Below are 20,495 nucleotides of genomic sequence, written 5' to 3' on the forward strand. Positions count from 1 at the left end.
GTGGTATAGAGCTATACAGTTTCATGAAAAGACAAAAATATCTATTTAAGAGCGGCAAATGCAACACTTCTTCTTTTACTGCTTTAATCCTTATAAGGCAGCTAGCAATCTTGAAGGTACCGTACAATTTGGTATAAACTTTATTGCATAGTATTTATATTATATTACTTTTATATTATGCTGACAAAATGCAGACAATGTAACATTTTTAAAATTTTGTTAATGTGCTGCAAGAATTCTTCTTTGCTTATGTTTACCCATCTTTCGATACAAAGCATAGTTCAGTTCTTATAGAAAACAAAAGATAGACATGAGGCCATAAAACTGAAATAATTTGTTAATCAAATTTCTCAAAACTACTTAGTATATGTTAATCAGAATAGGTACCAGAGGAAGCAGTCTTGCAATTGCTCAAGCTTTGGAAGCAAAACAAAAGCTGTTGGACCTTTTTTCTAGTTTATCTGTTGAGATCATTAAAATAAAAACTTCCGGTGACAAATATGCAAATGCGAACCTCGCTGAAATAGGAGGTAAGGGATTGTTTATTAAAGAAATTGAGACTGAATTGATTAAGAGTAATATAGATATGGCAGTTCATTCGCTAAAGGATGTTCCTGCATTTTTTTCAAAAGACTTAACAATTCCTTGTATTCTAGAGAGGTTAAGTCCATACGATACATTTATTTCTAATAAGTATAAGAGCCTTAAGGCTTTGCCACAGCAGGCCATAATTGCAACTTCCTCAATAAGAAGAAAAGTCCAGTTGCTAAATTTTAGACCAGATTTAAATATAGTACCACTGCGTGGAAATGTGACAACTAGACTGCAGAATCAAAGCTTTGATGGAATAATTCTAGCTGAAGCAGGATTAATAAGATTAAAAAAAGATTACTTGATCACAGAGGTACTGTCACCGAAAACTATGTTAAGTGCAGTGGGACAGGGAGCAATTTGCATTCAATGTAGAAAAAATGATATAAAAATTATCGATCTTTTAGAGAAAATTAATAATAATAAGTCTTTTATAAGGGTGAAATCAGAACGCAGCTTTATGAAGACAGTAAATGGTTCATGCTTTACACCACTTGCGGCTCTGGCAAAATATGTGAGTGAAAACGTGCTACATCTTTATTGTATGTTAGCAGACAAGAAAAATATATATTTTACTGAGCGCACTTCGTTTATAGAAGATGCAGAAAAAATGGGTATGGATGCAGGATTAGAATTGAAATCAAAATGCCTATAAGCTTGCCTAAGGTACGCGGAATCTATCGTTATAGTGTTTTAATGTCTAAAATAACATGGTTGAATGTTGGTGGACAAGCTGATATATTGTTTAAACCACGTGATATTGAAGATTTAATATATTTAATCAAAAATACTAAATTGCCAATTAGCGTTATCGGTGCAACATCCAACATGATAGTGCGTGATAGTGGAATTCGAGGAATAACAGTAAAATTAGGTAAGGAGTTCGCATATATTAAATATAAAAGTAACAACTCTATCATTGCAGGTGGGGCTGCGCTACTTAGCAATCTCGCTTACTTCGCAGGAGAGCAACAAGTTAGTGGACTCGAGTTTCTAGTTGGAATTCCAGGAACGATTGGTGGCGGAATAGAAATGAATGCAGGTGCATATGGTAGTGACGTTGCAAGCGTTGTTCAATCCATAAAGGCGGTGAATCTAAGTGATGGGAATCTATATGAATTTTCCAGCAAAGAAATGGGTTATGTTTATCGTGGACATAGCTTGAAAGGGCAATGGATTTTTATTGAAGCTGAGTTTAAAGGGGTAAGTTCAGGACATGAGGTTATATTGCATAGGTTAAAAGAAATTATCAATAAAAAAAACAAAAGCCAGCCAGTGAGAGGAAAAACTGCTGGGTGTATATTCAAAAATCCAAGAGCCTACCAGGCGTGGAAACTGATTGATGGATCTGGCTGTCGAGGATTAAATAACGGTGGAGCTAAAATTTCTAAGAAACACTGTAATTTTTTACTTAATTACAATAATGCAACTGCGTCTGACTTGGAAAACCTTGGCAACAAGGTAAGAAACACAGTGAAGGACAAGTTTAACATTGAACTTGAGTGGGAAATAAGGGTCTTGGGCAGCCATTAGGCAGTTTTTATAGCTGCTGTATTTACTAGCTGTTCAACACTATCTACTTCAATTTTTAAAGTGTTCTTTATAAATTTGTTAGCCCGGTCTTTGCTCACAAAAACTGCACATTTATTGGGCATTAATATTTTTATAGTAGCCCTATCTTTTTTATCATGCATATGTTTAAGAAGCACATCACTTCCTTTTTCATCTTGACGCGATCTGCAAATATAGCTATGTTTTTTGAGATCTAGAAGCTTAACAAATTCATTATAATCATCTTTATAGCGAAAAACTATATCAACACCCCCACGGCTTCTTTTTCATTGTATTTAATATTGATCTTCGGTTTATAACCATAATTTGCTCCAATAATCTTTCTTATTGAGCGTTCTACTGTTATTGTTTTTACTTCTCGAAGATCACTGTTTGAAATAGGCATTGGTAACTTATAACTTACAAGAAACAATTTTGGTCTGTATCGTTCATCATGTTTTCTTATTTCAACAAAATACCTTTCATATTTAGTCAATCAATCTTCTCCTTTTTTCTCTATCTTGTCTAGGAATTTCCCCATTGGCCCTTGATTAGTATGAAGTTAGTTTAATATGGCCGGTAGACAATTTCTGCATTTTCTGAAAATAAACCTTCTAATTTTTCACTGCATTGTACAAATTTGCTAATGCCGGTTTATAATGTTCGCTATTGTTGCCTATATAAGTTATTTTACCTTTTTCTACCTTCAAAACAGGACACAAAACTGGTTTACCACCTGCAAGAGTTGAATGACGACGAGCCAATTCACCTTTATTAACATTAATATGCTTATGAGCTACTAACCTCCTATCAAGTGTTATCACATAAGCTACACAATCTTTTTCTTCTTCTTCTTTACTAATTTCACCAGTCGTATCATATAACTTGCCCTTAAAGCCTTTTAACTTATTACTTTCATTTCTGGCATTAAGTCTACATATAATCTTCCTTTATGAGCAATTTTAGTATGCTCTGCCTGCTCTTCTGAAGTGAAACATTTGACTCTTAAACTACTTCCAAAAATTTCTTTTTCTTCAGTTTCCATTTCTAAAAGAAAGATAGGCATAACGAGGAAAAAGATGTTTAAACGTGCGTTCTACCCAATGTAAAATCTTATTTGCAACACCAAAATTTTTTTGTTACCTAGATCAATATAAAGTTGTTGTTCTTTTGGTACCACTGAGTGATCAAACCTTGTGCCATCTTTGCCAAATTCTTCAGCAGCATATTTAAATTTTTCTAGCAAATATTTTTTCCGTTCTTCTGATACTGGTTTAAGTTTTCCTAGTAGATATCTCTAAAATCTTTCGAATATTAACATTCTTACCTTACACTAACTATTATTTCATTTTATATCACTCTAGCTAAAAAGTCAACCTTTTTCTTAATATATTAAGAAGAATAAAAGCAATATTAAAATTAAAATGATATATATAAATATTAAAAAATGTGAATCTTGCTTGCATTAATCAAATACGAGTCACCTTTTATTATAAAGTTAGTAAAGATTCTAGTTTACTTAAAGTACGTTAATTGCTATTTTTTAAAATGCAATGTTTACTATAGCACCATATGCTTAGGTTTTTTTTTACACTAGTGTTTTTGGGTTCCAGCTTTTTCATCATGCAAGATGCTGAAGCTAAACTTAAAGTGAAGCTTAGTAAAAGATACATACCTCCTGGTAATCCTGGCGGTACAAACTTTTATGAAGATGAGGATTTCGCTGAGTCATATAAACTGTATGAAAAGCGTAGGGAACTCCTAAAGAAAAAAAAGTTGCAAGATCAAACTAATATTAACATAAACAAAGAAAAACTGGCTAAAAAACTAAAAGAAAAAAAAATTGCTAATCTTGATAGTGAGCTAAGTGATACAGAAGCTTGTGTAATCAATGATGAAGAGGATGCTATGGTAAATCAACATGGCATCAATATTGCGCGTTTAAAGGGTGCTGTATTTATAGATCAAGGACCAATTTCTCAACGTGAAGATGAGCAACATGAAAGTGAACGACAAGAAGGAAAAAAAGCTACTTTAACACGGGAGAAAAAAGTTTCTCCTATAAATGTTACTATAAAAGACACTCGATCAAAAAGAACCTGTTCACATGATTCCATTATCGACTTAAATAACGTCAGTTCGAACGGCTCGGATTCATTTGGAAGTGCAGCTGATGCAGTAAATTAATAACATGTTAAATAAAGATCTGGTAGACCATGACTTGAGTGACGAAGTATGTGAATTATTACCTGCTTCTCGACATAAGACTTATGTTGTAAAGGTCGGACAAGTAAAGATAGGTGGAAATAATCCTATAGTTGTACAATCTATGGCACTTGGTGTACACATAGATTCTGATAATGTAAAAAGCAGTGCTAAGCGATATGCAAAAGAAATAGTAGAACTAGCGCATTCAGGTTCAGAGTTGGTGCGGATTGCTTTGAACTCAGAGGAAGTAGCAAGAGCAGTACCTTATATAGTAGAAGAAATAAATAAAGAAGGTTTTGACGGTAAGATATTGGTAGGCTGTGGACAGTATGAGCTAGATAAATTAGTCCGAAATTACCCAGACAATATCAAAATGCTAGGTAAGATTAGAATCAATCCAGGCAATATAGGCTTTGGCGACAAACATGATGAAAAGTTTGAAAGAGTTATAGAGTATGCAATAACGCATGATATCCCGGTTAGGATTGGAGTAAATTGGGGCAGTCTCGATAAATACCTTTCACAAAAACTGATGGATGAGAACTCTTTATCCAATAATCCAAAATCTTCTGATGTTATACTGCGCAAGGCACTTGTAATGTCAGCTCTTAATAGTGCACAAAAAGCTGAGGAAATTGGCCTTAGTTTAGATAAAATAGTTATCTCGTGTAAAGTTAGTAGAGTGCAAGATTTAATTTCAGTTTACACGGCGCTTGCAAAATCTTCCAATTACGCCTTGCATTTGGGTTTAACTGAAGCTGGTACGGGTAACAAAGGCATGATAAGTACCACAGCAGGGCTTACTTACTTATTACAAAATGGCATTGGAGATACGATACGGGCTTCTTTAACTCAACGCCCTGGTGAACCACGAGTTAATGAGGTAGCAGTATGCCAAGAAATATTGCAGTCCATAGGCTTACGCCACTTTAATCCTCAAGTTAACTCGTGTCCTGGTTGTGGACGCACGAATAGCGATCGTTTTCGTATATTGACCGAAGAAGTAAATGATTATATAAAAATTCGTATGCCAACATGGAAGAAAAAAAATCCAGGTGTAGAGCATATGAATATTGCTGTCATGGGTTGCATCGTAAATGGCCCCGGAGAAAGTAAACACGCTAATTTAGGAATTAGCTTACCTGGATATGGAGAAAAGCCCATTTCAGCAGTTTATAAAGACGGCAAGTACTTTAAAACTCTACAGGGTGATAATATCTTTGAAGAATTTAAGGCAATTATTGATGATTATGTGAAGGAACATTACACATAAAATTGATGATACACAAAAATTGTGTTTTAAGAGCAATTTCCATAGCAGGCAGTGTTATCTCAGTATCAAGCACATATCTGTATGAACATTGGATTTAAGAACGATCCCCATTTCCTCCTCAAACTGTGTAAAATGTTAACCACATTATACCGTATTTAGCCATCTCATTCTAACAATTTTGCTATTCAACTGCTCTCTACCGCTCCGCTGACTTGCCTTTTGTGTTACTAATCATTTTCTTGACTTTTTCGGAGCCGTTCATATTTTTCACGAGCTATAGAGATAGCTTTTCTCAACTTCTCCTCAAGAATTTCCTTAGGAGGTAGCTGTGTTAAATATCACGCAACATGAATATTAGATTCTTCAAGCTCCAGATATTCTATGTCTTCTTGATCCTTACCAGCGCATATAGAATAATCCCTAGAGGCCTCACTATGACTTGATGACAATTCCACAAAGTTAAGGAAGTATGGATCGTAAAAAATAAATTTAGGTGTTAACGTATTTTTTTCCCGTAACTTTTCGATACTTTGCTTTATTGAATTCCGCAGTTTTTCTTGCTAGTGCTGTACGTTCATACAATATAGTATTGACTTCACTACGTAGTACTCTAACATTCCATCCTTCAGTACAATATATCCCCAAATAGTATCTTGCGCTTCAAGTTACCAAAGATTGCAGTAATTTCTACAAAATGTGACCAACTCAATTGTTGCAACAGTGTCACGACAATTTCTTGATCGGGAAAAAATTTGGAAAATTGCACTATCCTAAATAATGGAAGCTCTATCAAATCCACGTCCATATTCAATCTGAAGTTCTTTTGCAAGTTGGAAGATGGATTCGTTTACCATAGTCTGCACGCACATTTGTGCTTTAAGACATCTTGATCAATTCTGAAGCTAATTTTTCAAATTTAACAATACTATGGTAGAATTAAAATATCTAGCAAGATGATTCTTTGCTCTATCTATTAAATTATTAATACCCTCTAATAAGCTAGTAGTGATATTCATCAACGCTATTTTCAACAAAGGACCATTATAGCACAAAAACTAACTTTCTTGGATTTAACAATAAGCATGTATATACTTCCACCACGAAAAACATCACTACTTCTACTTACTACCTTTAAATCACATGAAACGTATCGTTCAGCCAATGGCGCCAACTTAAGAGCTTCCCTTAGTAAACTTCTCTAAAGGCACAATGGGTTTTAGAGAAAAATCTTATATACAATCACTAATATTTTTCCTTAAGTTGACGCCATTAGCTGAACAGATACTACTTGACTTCATAATTGCAACTAAATCTAAGTTATAAATATTTAATAAATTTATCAAAGAAAAAAAGGCAAAAGAACTGCCGCAGTGCAAGTTTTAACCCTATAATAATTTTAACTGGCGCTGTAATAATTTGCCGACGCTTAGTTTAAGCGCAATTTGGCTGAATGTAGAAAAATTTTAAAAGACATGCAGCCGCGATAATTTGATGTAACTTGCCAACAAATACCTAAACTTTTCTACTAAATTTTGTCATTGAACCTGCATAGGTTAAAAACAAGCTGCGAGTCAGAAATACCCTTATTGTCAAGGTAACGAGGCTGTTAGAATTTGTCAAGTAATTTTTGCATTTCTATGAGCTACTGGAATGACGCCTACCGTCTCTCAAACTGCAATATTTGTGCAGTTGTAGGTATAATGCTGAAATCTAATAAACCTTACTTACTTTAAGCTAGCACAATTAAGTAAATATAATAATTTTAATGTACTTTATTGATATATTCAACATCTTTTGGTATGATCGATAAAGAGTTATAAGGGGATAAAATATGGTTGGAGTAAAAGGTTTCAGAGATCTACTAAGCAAAATTAGACTTGCATGGGTTAGCTTAATATTAAGCGTAAAAAATTTTTTTTCAAGTAACAAACATACACCGTTAAGCACCTCTATCAAAAAGCAAAACGCTGACAATGGTTGTGACAGCATACAAAAGAAACAAGCGTAGAAAATAAAATAGAAATAAAAGGTAACAAGATTGATTTAGAGATAAGCAGAATATATGACATGATGCTTTAGAAAAACAAGAAGAATTTTTTGATACTGTTGAAAGTTTAGATAAACAAGAAACTGGTAAAAGAAAAGATTATGGGGAGAATAAGTACTACAGCTTACAAGGTAGCTTGCAAGACAAAACTGAATTTGATCATTCAAAGCAAACTCTTGCACTTGCTTTTGAGATTGAACCAGGAAATTTCAATACTGAACTCGGTAAATTTAAAACACGTAAACTTAAGCAAAATGGCAATAAATATATATTTAATCCAGAATATAAGTAAAAAAATCGTATAGAACTACATTCTGAGTATCTTAATATGTATCTCCCTAAATACTTTGAAAAACACAGTAAAAAAAGGACATACATTGAACTTTTTTCTCTAAAAGAAAACAGAATTAATGACGATATCATAATTCCATCAAGTGTACCTAAAGAAATAGACATATTTTTTTGAGAATTCTGTCGAATAAATCCTAAAAGAGCTATACAGAGTAAAATACCAGATTTTCGGAGGGATATATATCTGAAAGATTGCAAAAATGATGTAAAATTCCACCTTAATTCAAATAATACTATATTTCTTTCTGTGACATCAGGGAGGATGTCCTAATTAGAGGCAGGTTTGCTAATAATGTAAATAAGCATATTCACAAGCAACTTGAAGTAAAAGTGGACTCTGATTTTGAATGTGTTGGAATAGTTAAGTTGAGGAGGTAAGCTCGGCTTTAAAATAAGTTAGAGTCATACCAGGTAAGCAAACGCTTCAGAGCAAAGCATAACGTAGAGTACAAGAAGCCATGTCTGCAAATGTACTACCACAATTCTTATACTGTAATAGGTAAATTCACGTAGATTATTACAACTAGTCAAGCCTAAGCTACTTAATAACCTCTACGGATTATCCATGTTACTCTATTCCTCATGAAGTACTTTCTTTACTTTCTATGAGTATGCCAAGCTCTTCTGCTGCATTTTTGACTTCTAAAGTGAAGTTTTAAAGTTCTTTACAACCTTTTTAATTGTTAGTACACTTATGAAAGTTTTACTTTTTATACATTGTTATAAAGATTTTTTAAATTTTTCTTTTTTATTCAATAAAACTTACAATCTGACATATCAGAGTGGTTATTCTTTTTTGCCTATCAAAAATAGTTTTGTTCTTTTTTGTAAGCACGGTGTTTGTCTCTTCCAGTCGTTTGCTTTTTTTTCTTTTTTCATAAATTCTTCTTTATGTTCTTGTATTTTTCTCTCCAATTCCGCTGTAGATTTTTCTGTTCTATCTAGATTATTTACTTGCTCTTGCAACTGTTTGTCTATATCATGCAATCTTTCTTAGTTTTCATTAATCTCGTTGATTGTTACTTTTCCCAATTTGTCTTTACATTGCAATATTTCAGCTATATAGTCTATTTTACCTTCCAATTTGTACTCTAAGAATTCTTTTTCCTTGCGAAGAACTGCATTTTCAGTTCCACATTAGACTTTCCTTGAGCCAAATTCAACTGACTACTTAATTTTTCTGTATTCTTGTTTGAGGTACCCACAATTACAGCTATTTTGTCATTTAACTCTATTATTTTATTCTCTAGCTTTTTGATTTTACCATCTCTATCATTTAACTCTTTATACAGTATTATCTAACTGTTGTTTTACACTAATTAGCTCTCTACTTTTCTGGTTTAATAGATTCTTCAACTTCTTCATTAGTTTGCTTGCGGCTTTCCCAGTTTCCTTCTCTAGAATTATTTTCTAGTTCTTGCCCTCCTTTAGTAACCTCATCTCTCTCAGTTCTCCTTTTCTTATTACTACTAGTTATTTTATGTGAAAGTGTAGCTGCTAAAACAGACAACATAGCTAAAGTAAAGGCTAGAGGAAGAGGTACACTAGAAAATGCAGCAAATGTTACAGATGCAAGTAACGTAAGAGTAGCTAAAGAACTAGCTACAAGCTAAAATGCGTTAGCTTTGTTAAGTGAATTGCCCAATAACCTCTTTCCACAAACGAAATTTCAACTCCACTGTGCATATATTTATTAAAATTCTCTTTAATACCTGTATTTTTATTTGCTACCATGTTAATAACATCATGCTGTACTATACCCTATACTTTTACAAGCTTGGGCTATAAAATGAGAGAATTTGTAAAATTGGTGCTGGCAAAAATTTTTCACTGACCTGATTGAAATTCCAATTTTATTTCATAAGTTTACTTTAGTTTTCCTGTTAGTTCTGGGCTTGGTAATACCTTTCATGCAATCACTTGAGATGTATGAAATATGGTAATTTTACTCGTTTAACACAAAGGTTGTGAGAAGAATTTGCTTTCGGTATTATTAGTGCACTATGTTCTTGTCTAGATAGGAAACAGATGCCACACTTGAAATTGATATATGCAATACCTATCTTTAAAAATTAAATACTGAACTGTTATATATGAGTAAAAAAGACTACTATAAGCTGCTGGGGGTAGATAGAAATGCTAGTACTGATGAGATAAAAAAAGCATATAAAAAATTAGCGTTAAAGTATCATCCAGATAGGAATCCTGGCAATAAAGAAGCAGAGGAGAAATTTAAAGAAATAACAGCTGCGTATGAAGTTCTATCTGATTCTGAGAAAAGAGCAGGCTATGATCGTTATGGTCACGAAGGTGCTTCCGGTGGGTTCGACTTTAGCCAAGGTTTTGGCTCTGCAGGAGATTTTAGTGACATATTCAATGACTTCTTTGGTGGGGAATTTGGTGGCTCAAGTAGGTCAAAAGCAAAAAGAAGCACAACGGGAGTACCTGGGGCAGACCTACGCTATGATCTTGAAATTACCTTAGAAGATGCGTTTAAAGGAATACAAGCACCTATACATTATGTCACAAACGTAAAATGTGACATGTGTCAAGGTAGAGGTAGTGAAGGAGCAACCAAACCGGTTCAGTGTCATACATGCCAAGGAAGTGGTAGGATTAGAACACAACAGGGCTTTTTTACAATCGAAAGAACATGTACTACATGCTATGGAGAAGGAGAAATAATACAGAATAAATGTAAGAAATGTAATGGAAGTGGTCGTAGAAGAGATGAAGTAAATATATCAGTTTCAATCCCAAAGGGGATAGAAGAAGGTGCTAAGGTAAGGGTAAGTGGTAAAGGAGAAGCTGGAGCAAAAGGTGGAAAAAGCGGCGATTTATATGTATATGTTAAAATTACTCCACATAAAATCTTTACCCGAAATAAAGCAGATTTACATTGTAAAGTACCTATAAGAATGACACTAGCAGTGCTTGGTGGTGAAATTGATGTTCAGTCTATTGATGGAGCTAAAATAAAAGTAAAAGTTCCAGAAGGTACTCAGACTAGTACCAAATTACGTTGTAAGGAAAAGGGCATGCCTTATATGAACTCATATGCTCGTGGTGATTTATATGTACAGATAATAGTTGAGACTTTAAATCCTAATAATTTAACTAAAAAGCAAATTGAGCTATTAAAAGCACTTGAAGAAGAGGAAAATGCAAGTATACAACAGCAATCTGAAGGGTTCTTTAGTAAAGTAAAAAAAAAGTAAGAAATTTGCTAAATGATGTTAAAAGTAGCTAATTATTACTGGTTTTTTAAGTTACCCTTTATTGTCCAGTACTTGGTATACAACTGCACGAACATTGTGATTTGAAAAGAGGGAGAACGGTACTAAAAAACTACTTGATAAACTTCCCTGCCCCTACCACGATACTGGAGGTATTCAGTTACCTTCAATCTGTGCAGGTTAAAATGACAAAGTATTACACATAGTTGGCACCTTATATTTAATTTTTTGTACTATGTGCACCTTATGTCTTCATAACATTTCTAGGTTCTTACCTATATAAGCTGAAACTCGTTTATAAAGCGTTTAAGACAGTATAGTACGCCAACTTACAGGATTAGAAAGCAAACACTATCTACCACGGGACATCTTTTGTTTTTTTCTGCTTAATAAATTTCTTAGACATTTATGCCTAAAGGTTAGTTGCATTAAAAAACAGCTGAGTCACGATTATTAAGTATTTAAAATATAAAAAAATGCCAATGTTTTTAAATAGATAATAACCAGGGTTTTTTTGCCTTTTTTACCACTTGATAAATTTCTTAAAATTTATAGCTAAGGCAATTTAAGAGTCCAAGAAAGATGTCACCCAGATATATGCTTGACACTTAGGTCCAGGAAATTTAGTTATATATAGGGAAATCTTGCTTATGTTGCTACAGTTTGAAATTAAGAAATATTCAAGTGATCATGTTAAAAGAAAAATATAGCTTCAAAGAAGTCGAAAATAAGTATAATATATTATGGGAAGATAGTAGGGTCTATAAATGGGATGGTAAAAAAGAGAACACTTTTACTATAGATACACCTCCACCAACAATATCGGGCAAACTGCATATTGGTCACATATTCAGCTACTGTCACACAGACTTTATTGCAAGATTTCAACGCATGCTTGGAAAAGATATCTTTTATCCAATTGGGTTTGACGATAATGGCCTTCCTACCGAAAGGTTGGTAGAACAAACCTATAAAACCCGTGCAAGAGAAGTTGGGAGAGAAAAATTTATAGAGATGTGCCATGAAGTTATTGAAAAATCAAAGCAGGAATTCAAGGAACTATTGAGATCAGTTGGTATTAGTTATGACTGGAGTTTAGAATACCACACAATCAGCAAAGAAACTGTGACACTTTCTCAAATGTCGTTCATTGATCTATATAATAAGGGATATGCATATAGAAAGATGCAGCCTATTCTTTGGGATCCAGTTGATAAGACAGCAATTGCGCAAGCAGAAATAGAAGATAAAGTCTGTGAGTCATCTTTAAACACAATAACTTTTTCTACTGAAGAAAATGAGCAGATCGATATCGCAACTACGCGACCTGAGTTATTTCTGGCATGTGTTGCAGTTTTTTGCCATCCAGAGGACGCACGTTACGCTCATCTAATCGGAAAAACATCTGTAGTACCAATAATAGGAGTCAAAGTTCCAATAATAGCTGATGGTAGAGTTAAAATAGATAAAGGCACTGGGCTTGTTATGTGCTGTACATTCGGTGATGAGCTCGACATATATTGGCAACAAAAGCATAATTTGCCAATGAAAATTATCATCGATCAAGATGGGAAGATAAATCTAGATTCAATGTACGATAATAATAGATCTCAGTATCAAGGCATTGGGATGACAGGGGAAAGAAGTACTGTGGTGATAAAGGAAGGTGCCATTTCGCCACACTACGATGTTATTCCAGTGCGTAACACTAGAATCTACGATGAAATCAATGGACTAAAGGTTAAAGAAGCAAGAAAGAAAATAATTAAAATTCTAACTGAAAGAGGACTTTTGACAGGAAGCACTAACATTTCTCATTCTGTCAAGTGTGCAGAGAGGTCTGGTGTATCACTTGAAATATTACCTACTTATCAATGGTTTATTAAGACTTTAGATCAAAAAGCTCAGGTATTAGATAAAGTAAAAGAATGCAACTGGTATCCAAGTACCATGCGTAAGCGTATGGAAGTGTGGATAGAAGGGCTAAATTGGGACTGGTGTATCTCAAGGCAACGTTATTTTGGTGTACCGTTTCCAGTGTGGTATTCAAGACGTAAAGGCGAAGAAGGCAAAGTCATCCTAGCTGAAGTAGAGGATCTGCCTGTAGATCCATTGAAAGACTTGCCGAAAGGGTATAGTAAGGAAGAGGTGGTCCCAGATCAAGATGTAATGGATACTTGGGCGACAAGTGCGATCACTCCTCAACTGAGTGCGTTGGCAGTAAACAGTGAGTTTAGCTTGCCAGATCACCGTTATAATACGATATTTCCTGCAGACCTACGCAGCCAAAGCCATGAGATAATAAGAACTTGGGCTTTTTATACGATTTTGAAAGCATACTACCATGCAAATTCTTTACCCTGGAAAAATATCATGGTCAGTGGCTGGTGCCTGGCTGATGATAAGAAAAAGATGAGTAAATCAAAAGGTAATATAATAACTCCAAAATCGATACTTGATACATATGGTGCAGATGTAGTGCGTTATTGGACAGCAAACTCAAGGCTTGGAGTTGATACAGTCTACTCTGAAAACATACTCAAAATTGGCAAGCGCCTCGTTACAAAACTTTGGAATGCCAGCAAGTTTGTTTCTATATTCATGGAAAGATATCAAGCTGTAAGCATAAATTCTGTCAGTGAGACAATGGATCAGTGGATATTGTCTAAACTATATAAAGTTATAGAAAAAGCAACGAATAACTTATTACAATTCGAATACTGTGAAGCTTTGGGTGCAGTAGAAGGATTTTTTTGGAAAGACTTTTGTGACAATTACTTGGAATTAGCAAAAAAACGTGCATATGGAGATAAAGTAAGCAGCAAGGCAAACTTAAGTGCGAAACAAAGTTTGACATATGTATTAAATACTATTTTGCGGTTATTTGCACCTTTTCTGCCATATATTACTGAACAAATATATCACCAACTATATAGCGATAATTCTGTGCACAATCGAGGCAATTGGCCGAATAAGGAGGAGCTTATCTATGATAAGCATTCTGAAGAAATGGGGGATAAATTCATGCAGATATTAAACCTCGTGAGAAAAATAAAAGCGGACAATAATGTATCAGTTAAGCATTTGATAAAAAAGTTAATGATAAAAGCAAATGTAAAAGAGGATAAGTTGAATCAGTCTGCGCAGAATGATTTACAGACAGTCTGTAATGCTGAAATGATAGAATGGAGTGAAAACGCACAAGCAGGACTTATAACTGAAAATGGGAAGTTTATTGTAAGTATAGATTTATACTAATTATTATATAAATCTAACTTGATCACCTTTAGCATTCATACTACTTTAGCAGTCGTTTTACTATGAAAGGACGATAGTGGGAGATTCATATAAAAAAACAATGTACCATATCTTAGATTGCATCCAGGATACTTGCTGTAGCCTTTTTCGTTGGATTCTTGTCTTTCAGTTACAGCCTTTAACATATCTCTGCATATTGCCTTGATTTCACTTATATTTTCTGTTTTGGTGCTCGCACTTTCACGCAAAATGATTAGTAGTAATAAGAAATTAGAGGTTGAGAAAAATAAATTTGCTGAAAAAGACAAGAGTTAGAAAATAAAATAACTCTAGAAAAAAGAGCTAGATAAGCTACAGATAAAAAAGTGGAGTAATTAAATAATTAATTAAATAAATTAACTCGAAAGAAGTAAGATTTAAAAAGCAAAATTGAAGGGTTAAGTAGGGAAGTGAGTCAATTGATGGAACAAGAAGCTAATGCACAGCAAGAATCAGATGATACTCTAAAAAAATTAAGTGATAAGGATAGTGAAATCCAGGATCAAAAAGTCAAATAGATATTATTAATAGCGAGAAAAAGGAGTTATGCTGTAAAAATACAGAGTTGAGTATCAAGTAGGTCAGTTAGAATGCGAAAAGAATAATTTTTTTCATTATACCGAAGAGCTACGTGATGAAAATAAGAAACTAAAAGAGGAAAAAGGTAATTTACAAGGCCAGTTACGTAAGATGTAACTATACAATTTAAGACACGAGTATGATAATTCACCCTGTAAATTACAAGAGAAGGTTTCTTCTCTGAATGATCAAGTAACTATGTTAGAAGAAGAAAAGAGACAATTAGCAATAGGTTAAAAACGAGAACATAAGAAGTAGAGTGGCTAGAGAATACGGTTAAAATCAAAAGAAGAACTACATGATGCATTAGAAAAGCAAATAGCTGGCAATAATGGTAAGAATAGGAAATTGGAGAAATTTTTAGTCAAGAAAAAAATAAAAATAAGGAATTAGAAAAAAAGTTAGAGGATCTAGAGACAAGCTACGATAATCTAAGAGATAAAAACCGCAATTTATTAAAAGAGAACGAAAAGTTGAATAAGAAATTACCGTTTTTAAAAGTAGAAAATGCAGATCTTCTTAACATATCAGAAATAGTGCAAAGTAGTCACAATAAAGGTCTGAACAAATTTGAAGAGCAAAGGAGAGAATGTACAAGGATAAGCAGTATTTACTACACTCAGTGTAATAGTAACAGTGATAGAACGAGAAGCCACTAACTCGGTAGAATCACACACATACATGAATACTATGTGCAAGAAATAGTTAATTAGTTTACGTAGCCTATATGTAAAGAATGAAATATAGATGGTCTACAAAAACATGACCGTTATACTGCAGAGCACTTAAAACAGTCATAAAATCTTTTAAAGACTGATAGCCTCTTCCACAAAAATGAAAGATGAGTTAATTAATTTTACTTTAGGAATACAAAAAGCAGTGAACATTTATCAGAACTTGAAGTAATAGGTGAAGGTAAGTGTGCTAATGAGCAACTCCAGAAACTAGACATATCCACTCCAAAAAAATTGCTATACAAAAAGCCAAATGAGGCTGCACGTACAGAAGAAGATCTTGGATATACCAGTAGATATTCTACTCCGATTAAACACACTGATGTTACTACGCATTGCACATTAGACTGGATACACGGAACTTAAATGAGCCTACTTAGTGCCTTATAGATCAAGAATTGCCGCGATCTTTTTGTAATAAAAGAAATTGCAAAATGCAATAGTTATTTTTATAGTCTACAAAAAGACGTAGAGGTATACAATGAATCCAATAATATGCGCACTAGACACGCAAGACTTAAATGAGGCCATATCCTTGGCTAATACTTTGCGTGACAAGGTTGGCATGATAAAGCTGGGGTTAGAATTTTTCGCCGCTCATGGTCCTTCTGGAGTGAGAGAAGTTGCAAAGTGCAATGTACCAACTTTTTTGGATCTGAAATTGCACGACATTCCAAACACTGTAGCTAAAACAGTTGAAGCGATAAAAGTTCTGAATATTGAAATATTAACATTACATATCAGCGGTGGAACAAAAATGCTTGAAGAGGCTCTAAGTATAGTGAAAGACACAAAAACGAAACTAATTGGAGTAACAGTATTAACCAGTATGAGCAATGAGGATTTGAGCGAACTTGGAATAGCAAGAGAGGTAAAATCACAGGTAATTCTGTTTGCAAAGCTTGCAAAGAAGGTTGGACTACACGGAATAGTCTGCTCGGCATTAGAAGCTCAAGAAGTGTATCAAGAATGTGGTAAAGACTTTAAAATTATTACTTCAGGAATTCGTGTAGGTTTTGGTCGTGATGACCAAAAAAGGACAGCGACACCAAAAGAAGCAATAAATTCAGGAGCTGATTATATTGTGATTGGTAGACCTATTACAAAAAGTAATAGTCCTGCAAACAGTGCAGAATTAATATTGAAATCACTTAGTTAACGAAGGCTGCGAAAAAAACTAAAAAAGTGCTTGACATGAAAAAGTAAACATTACATAGTAAAGTTATCTTTCATATTTTTCCTCACTTAACTTAGTTAAGTGTAATTATTTTATAACTTGCGGCACTATTTAAGTAGTGCCGTATTGTTTTCTTGTTTATATCTTTAACAGGTAAATAATTGGTGTGTCCTAACGGATAGTACTGGAACCTAAAGACTTGTTTAGTCTACGGAGACTAGATTTCGATACTTGGATAACACTAAAGATATAACCTGTATACCCCTAATGCAGTCGGAGCAAGCTAAAACCATATTTTCACCTCAAAGGAGGTTATTTTGTCACTTACTATATTACTGATCGTGTTAATGAATTAGCTTCATCATGGGAGCAATTTAAATTAACAAATGATCACAGACTAAAAGAAATCGAAAGCAAAGGATGCACTGACTCTGCAACAGTTGAGTAGTTATGCAAAATAAATAGTGATATCGATAATTGCAAAGAACGCTTTAATTTAATCAAAACTGCAGCATAGCGTCCAGAAGTAGGTGCAGACTTTAGTACAGGCAACAAACATTTTTCTGATTATGTCCTCAAGGGAATAGAAAGCTGTTTATCACACAAAACTCTCAGTGGTGATGATGATAATATTAGAAGATATCTAGTTATTCCGCATATTGTAAAAAGTACAAACAAGCATGTAATTGATTCGTCTCCAATGCGACAAATACTTTCCAGCCAAAGAATCTCTACTGAAATATTGGATTATATTATAGAAGATCACGACCATGCTGGTGCAGGTTGGAGTGGTAAAACAGTAGAGAGTGAGAATAGAAAAGAAAAATCCAAGATAATTTTACAGAAAATGCAGCTATACCTAAAACCCAAAAGATTTCCATCACAACTTTACAAGTTATATGCCTAACCACAGATATCATACTGCGATTCATTTGCAGTATCTTATCTACTAATAAGCAGTAGAATGACGATTATTGGTATCACTTTAGCTATAAAATTTAAGAAAATATCTAAGAAATTTATTAAATAATCAAGAGAAAGGCAAAAGGAACCCTTGATCATTATCTGTTTTCAGTATCGGCGTTTTTTCAGTCTTAAAAGTTGCAATTTAGCTGCTTTTTAAAGCAAATAACCTTAGCTTTAATGTTTAAGGAACTTACCAGGCAAAAAAAACTGGAGTAGCTAGTTACTAACTCTTTATTTTAAAAATTTGACGTTGGGTGACATCTTAAACGTTTTATAAGCGCACTTCAGCTTGTATAGGTAAGAACCTTAGATTTTAAAGGTATAAGGTGCAAATAGTGCGAAAAATTAAACAGCAGCATACCAAATATAAGGTTTTCTTGTCATTTTAATCTGCACAGATTGAGAAGCTACATAAAATAGCTCCACTACTATGACGAGAAAGCTAGCAAAGTGTGTTAAGTAATTTTTTGCATTTTTGTAAGCTATTTGAGTGATACCGTAGGTTACTAAACGATAGAGAATTTTACAAAAATTCATTTCTAACTTACACTACAACTTTAAACCTACAACTTATGTGCAACAGGCTTATAATCAAATCCTTGTCAGTGTTATGCATCTTCTTGCTTGCCTTATACGTAATACTGCCAAACTTCTTTAATAATAAGTTTTTTATCTCAAAAAAGAGAATAAGCTTAGGGCTTGACTTAAAAGGTGGATCATCTTTACTTCTTAATGTAGATTTGGATTTCTATTTCAAAGAAAAGTTGGGTATGTTAGCCGATGAGATAAAAGAAAGCCTGCTGATAAAAAACATTGAATCCAGCGTACAAAGCGGTAAACAAGTAGTTGTGATTTTAAATAATATTGATGACTATAAAAAAGTTTCAGCATTAGTTTACAAAATAAACCCAAATTTAGAGCTGAATAGAAAAAGTACCTCGATTCTCATTTCATACAAGCCTTATTATAAGAATTCTCTAATCAATGAAGTAATTTCAGAGTCGATAAGTAATGTCCAAAGACGTTTAGATAAGCTTGGTACTAAGGAAGTAAGTGTGCAAAAACAAGGACAGAATAAGATATTAGTTCAAGTACCTGGAGTAGAAGACACGGAACAAATAAAATCTCTGCTTGGCAAAACTGCCAAGCTAGCTTTCCATTTAGTAAACACTAACGTAGCCAAAATGCAGGATGTAGACCATAAAACGATTGTCATACTCAAGGATTCTCTAGGCAATTCTTACCCAATATTCCGCAAGACTGAAATAGGCGGTGATTCTCTGGTTAACTCATCAGTTAGATCTGGTTCACTTGGTAAACCAACAGTACATTTTAAATTTGACAGCATAGCGAGTAAAAGATTCGCGAAAATCACTAAAGAAAACGTGGGAAAACCCTTTGCAATTGTTTTAGATAACACAGTTTTAACTGTGCCAACAATACGTGAACCAATTCTAAACGGAGAGGGAGAAATTAGTGGCAATTTCACTGAAAAACAAGCAAGTGAGCTTGCAATACTTTTAAAATCTGGCGCATTGCCAGCACCACTTAAAATAATAGAAGAAAAAAACATTGGTCCAAGTCTTGGAGAAGAGTCAATAAAAGCAGGAGAAATAGCAGTGATAATCTCTATCGTAGCCGTTGCTTTATTTATCATTATGATTTACGGCAAGTTAGGTTTATTGGCCTCTGTTGCACTGCTTTTTAATGTAATCTCTATACTATTAATTCTCACCTTACTTGAAGCAACTCTTACTCTACCTGGAATTGCCGGCATTGCGCTAACTGTTGGTATGTCGGTAGACGCAAATGTTTTGATATTTGAACGCATTCGTGAAGAAATAAGATCCGGAAAAAGAATAGTTCGCGCCATTGAAGAAGGATTTAAGAATGCAATAAAGACAATCCTTGATTCAAATATCACTACGTTAATTGCTGCTGGGATAATGTTCGTTATTGGCAGCGGAACAATCAGAGGCTTTTCTATTACCTTATCAATAGGAATCTTATGTTCGATGTTCTCTGCAATTACAGTCACAAAACTTCTAGTAGAATTATGTGTTGATCCAAAGAAATTGGTGCTTTAAGTCACTAAGTCCTTGTCTTTACCTTCAACGCTTTAAGGATCAGTTGATCCAAGAGTACTATTAGGTTGTAGTCCATCTTTATCAGATTCCCCTATAGGGTAAGTGTTCTTTTCCTGCGAGATAAAATATTCCTTTATTTTTTTAACCGCAGGCATGATGATATATTCTGTTACAAGGAAACTTGCAATCAATGAACAACTTCTATTGATCCATCAAGTTCAGCAGCTAATTCTATATCTAATATTACACTAGGAGTAGCACTTACAGCTGCGCTAAGGCCAACTTCCATTACCATGCTAAAAATATACTCTACACTAAGAAAACTGCACCCTGATTGTTTTTTATCTGGCGGTTGATCAAACATTTAAAAAAAATCACATAGTAAACATATTAAATAG

At 33.9% G+C, this 20,495-nt stretch carries 21 protein-coding genes; 11 read left to right on the forward strand and 10 right to left on the reverse strand.

The annotated features are described in order from the left end of the window. The first annotated feature begins 367 nt into the window (after nucleotides 1-367). Nucleotides 368-1,246 carry a hydroxymethylbilane synthase gene (gene hemC / locus WBP_RS05025; RefSeq protein ID WP_167896255.1) on the forward strand — a complete coding sequence of 293 codons (879 nt, stop codon included), beginning with the start codon at nucleotides 368-370 and terminating at the stop codon, nucleotides 1,244-1,246. Continuing rightward, complete coding sequence (murB, locus tag WBP_RS05030) at nucleotides 1,237-2,124, forward strand: UDP-N-acetylmuramate dehydrogenase (protein ID WP_011256975.1); 888 nt, start codon at nucleotides 1,237-1,239, stop codon at nucleotides 2,122-2,124. Before hemC ends, murB begins: the two co-directional genes overlap by 10 nt. Here the strand turns inward: murB and WBP_RS05035 are convergent. The 5 genes from WBP_RS05035 to WBP_RS05055 all read right to left on the reverse strand — a co-directional run bounded on the left by WBP_RS05035 (nucleotide 2,121) and on the right by WBP_RS05055 (nucleotide 3,388). Next, entirely contained in the window at nucleotides 2,121-2,300 is a 180-nt protein-coding gene (locus WBP_RS05035) for a hypothetical protein (protein ID WP_167895692.1), read from the reverse strand. The genes murB and WBP_RS05035 overlap by 4 nt on opposite strands. A gap of 101 nt (nucleotides 2,301-2,401) precedes the next feature. Continuing rightward, nucleotides 2,402-2,638 (reverse strand): hypothetical protein, encoded by a 237-nt coding sequence (locus tag WBP_RS05040; RefSeq protein ID WP_167896256.1) that lies wholly within the window; start codon nucleotides 2,636-2,638, stop codon nucleotides 2,402-2,404. 118 nt (nucleotides 2,639-2,756) lie between these two features. After that, nucleotides 2,757-2,966 carry a hypothetical protein gene (locus WBP_RS05045; protein WP_167896257.1) on the reverse strand — a complete coding sequence of 70 codons (210 nt, stop codon included), beginning with the start codon at nucleotides 2,964-2,966 and terminating at the stop codon, nucleotides 2,757-2,759. A 77-nt stretch (nucleotides 2,967-3,043) separates the two neighbouring features. Beyond that, nucleotides 3,044-3,187 (reverse strand): hypothetical protein, encoded by a 144-nt coding sequence (locus WBP_RS05050; RefSeq protein ID WP_167896258.1) that lies wholly within the window; start codon nucleotides 3,185-3,187, stop codon nucleotides 3,044-3,046. A 51-nt stretch (nucleotides 3,188-3,238) separates the two neighbouring features. Further along, a complete protein-coding gene (locus WBP_RS05055) occupies nucleotides 3,239-3,388 on the reverse strand; it encodes a hypothetical protein (protein WP_167896259.1) in 150 nt (49 codons plus the stop codon). 326 nt (nucleotides 3,389-3,714) lie between these two features. On the opposite strand from WBP_RS05055, the gene WBP_RS05060 reads away from it, so the two are divergent. Together WBP_RS05060 and ispG are read left to right on the forward strand one after the other, a co-directional pair. Then, nucleotides 3,715-4,329, forward strand: a complete 615-nt coding sequence (locus WBP_RS05060) for a TRP75-related protein (RefSeq protein WP_167896260.1) — start codon at nucleotides 3,715-3,717, stop codon at nucleotides 4,327-4,329. A gap of 4 nt (nucleotides 4,330-4,333) precedes the next feature. Next, nucleotides 4,334-5,623, forward strand: coding sequence for a flavodoxin-dependent (E)-4-hydroxy-3-methylbut-2-enyl-diphosphate synthase (gene ispG / locus WBP_RS05065; protein ID WP_167896261.1), 1,290 nt, complete (start codon nucleotides 4,334-4,336; stop codon nucleotides 5,621-5,623). Between the two features lie 489 nt (nucleotides 5,624-6,112). Here ispG and WBP_RS05955 read toward each other — a convergent pair whose 3' ends face one another. Continuing rightward, a complete protein-coding gene (locus tag WBP_RS05955; RefSeq protein WP_246165966.1) occupies nucleotides 6,113-6,268 on the reverse strand; it encodes a hypothetical protein in 156 nt (51 codons plus the stop codon). A gap of 1,538 nt (nucleotides 6,269-7,806) precedes the next feature. On the opposite strand from WBP_RS05955, the gene WBP_RS05075 reads away from it, so the two are divergent. Beyond that, nucleotides 7,807-7,962 carry a hypothetical protein gene (locus WBP_RS05075; protein ID WP_167896262.1) on the forward strand — a complete coding sequence of 52 codons (156 nt, stop codon included), beginning with the start codon at nucleotides 7,807-7,809 and terminating at the stop codon, nucleotides 7,960-7,962. 845 nt (nucleotides 7,963-8,807) lie between these two features. Here WBP_RS05075 and WBP_RS05080 read toward each other — a convergent pair. The 3 genes from WBP_RS05080 to WBP_RS06095 form a co-directional block, all read right to left on the reverse strand. Further along, nucleotides 8,808-9,008 (reverse strand): hypothetical protein, encoded by a 201-nt coding sequence (locus WBP_RS05080; protein ID WP_167896263.1) that lies wholly within the window; start codon nucleotides 9,006-9,008, stop codon nucleotides 8,808-8,810. 340 nt (nucleotides 9,009-9,348) lie between these two features. Further along, nucleotides 9,349-9,534 (reverse strand): hypothetical protein, encoded by a 186-nt coding sequence (locus tag WBP_RS05085; RefSeq protein WP_041571519.1) that lies wholly within the window; start codon nucleotides 9,532-9,534, stop codon nucleotides 9,349-9,351. 89 nt (nucleotides 9,535-9,623) lie between these two features. Further along, a complete protein-coding gene (locus WBP_RS06095; RefSeq protein WP_256366190.1) occupies nucleotides 9,624-9,755 on the reverse strand; it encodes a hypothetical protein in 132 nt (43 codons plus the stop codon). 359 nt (nucleotides 9,756-10,114) lie between these two features. Here WBP_RS06095 and dnaJ point away from each other — a divergent pair, with 359 nt between their 5' ends. The 6 genes from dnaJ to secD all read left to right on the forward strand — a co-directional run bounded on the left by dnaJ (nucleotide 10,115) and on the right by secD (nucleotide 20,097). Continuing rightward, nucleotides 10,115-11,239 (forward strand): molecular chaperone DnaJ, encoded by a 1,125-nt coding sequence (gene dnaJ / locus WBP_RS05090; protein WP_167896264.1) that lies wholly within the window; start codon nucleotides 10,115-10,117, stop codon nucleotides 11,237-11,239. A 708-nt stretch (nucleotides 11,240-11,947) separates the two neighbouring features. Then, entirely contained in the window at nucleotides 11,948-14,515 is a 2,568-nt protein-coding gene (locus WBP_RS05095) for a valine--tRNA ligase (protein ID WP_167896265.1), read from the forward strand. A 1,091-nt stretch (nucleotides 14,516-15,606) separates the two neighbouring features. Continuing rightward, a complete protein-coding gene (locus WBP_RS05100; RefSeq protein WP_167896266.1) occupies nucleotides 15,607-15,792 on the forward strand; it encodes a hypothetical protein in 186 nt (61 codons plus the stop codon). A gap of 556 nt (nucleotides 15,793-16,348) precedes the next feature. Next, nucleotides 16,349-17,026, forward strand: coding sequence for an orotidine-5'-phosphate decarboxylase (gene pyrF / locus WBP_RS05105; RefSeq protein WP_167896267.1), 678 nt, complete (start codon nucleotides 16,349-16,351; stop codon nucleotides 17,024-17,026). Between the two features lie 718 nt (nucleotides 17,027-17,744). After that, nucleotides 17,745-17,951 carry a hypothetical protein gene (locus WBP_RS05960; protein WP_246165969.1) on the forward strand — a complete coding sequence of 69 codons (207 nt, stop codon included), beginning with the start codon at nucleotides 17,745-17,747 and terminating at the stop codon, nucleotides 17,949-17,951. Nucleotides 17,952-18,582: 631 nt separating this feature from the next. Further along, a complete protein-coding gene (gene secD, locus WBP_RS05115) occupies nucleotides 18,583-20,097 on the forward strand; it encodes a protein translocase subunit SecD (RefSeq protein ID WP_167896268.1) in 1,515 nt (504 codons plus the stop codon). A 187-nt stretch (nucleotides 20,098-20,284) separates the two neighbouring features. On the opposite strand, the gene WBP_RS05120 is transcribed toward secD, so the two are convergent. Further along, nucleotides 20,285-20,461: a hypothetical protein gene (locus WBP_RS05120; protein WP_167896269.1), complete on the reverse strand. Its 177-nt coding sequence runs from the start codon at nucleotides 20,459-20,461 to the stop codon at nucleotides 20,285-20,287. Nucleotides 20,462-20,495 lie beyond the last annotated feature (34 nt).

It is taken from the genome of Wolbachia endosymbiont of Brugia pahangi (genome assembly GCF_012030695.1).
GTDB lineage: Bacteria > Pseudomonadota > Alphaproteobacteria > Rickettsiales > Anaplasmataceae > Wolbachia.

Bases quoted from the DNA above. Each gene is read 5' to 3' on its own strand.
- hemC (WP_167896255.1), top strand. From the start codon at position 368: ATGTTAATCAGAATAGGTACCAGAGGAAGCAGTCTTGCAATTGCTCAA.
- murB (WP_011256975.1), top strand. From the start codon at position 1,237: ATGCCTATAAGCTTGCCTAAGGTACGCGGAATCTATCGTTATAGTGTT.
- WBP_RS05050 (WP_167896258.1), bottom strand. From the start codon at position 3,187: ATGGAAACTGAAGAAAAAGAAATTTTTGGAAGTAGTTTAAGAGTCAAA.
- WBP_RS05060 (WP_167896260.1), top strand. From the start codon at position 3,715: ATGCTTAGGTTTTTTTTTACACTAGTGTTTTTGGGTTCCAGCTTTTTC.
- ispG (WP_167896261.1), top strand. From the start codon at position 4,334: ATGTTAAATAAAGATCTGGTAGACCATGACTTGAGTGACGAAGTATGT.
- WBP_RS05085 (WP_041571519.1), bottom strand. From the start codon at position 9,534: ATGTTGTCTGTTTTAGCAGCTACACTTTCACATAAAATAACTAGTAGT.
- WBP_RS06095 (WP_256366190.1), bottom strand. From the start codon at position 9,755: ATGGTAGCAAATAAAAATACAGGTATTAAAGAGAATTTTAATAAATAT.
- dnaJ (WP_167896264.1), top strand. From the start codon at position 10,115: ATGAGTAAAAAAGACTACTATAAGCTGCTGGGGGTAGATAGAAATGCT.
- WBP_RS05095 (WP_167896265.1), top strand. From the start codon at position 11,948: ATGTTAAAAGAAAAATATAGCTTCAAAGAAGTCGAAAATAAGTATAAT.
- pyrF (WP_167896267.1), top strand. From the start codon at position 16,349: ATGAATCCAATAATATGCGCACTAGACACGCAAGACTTAAATGAGGCC.
- WBP_RS05960 (WP_246165969.1), top strand. From the start codon at position 17,745: ATGCGACAAATACTTTCCAGCCAAAGAATCTCTACTGAAATATTGGAT.
- secD (WP_167896268.1), top strand. From the start codon at position 18,583: ATGTGCAACAGGCTTATAATCAAATCCTTGTCAGTGTTATGCATCTTC.
- WBP_RS05120 (WP_167896269.1), bottom strand. From the start codon at position 20,461: ATGTTTGATCAACCGCCAGATAAAAAACAATCAGGGTGCAGTTTTCTT.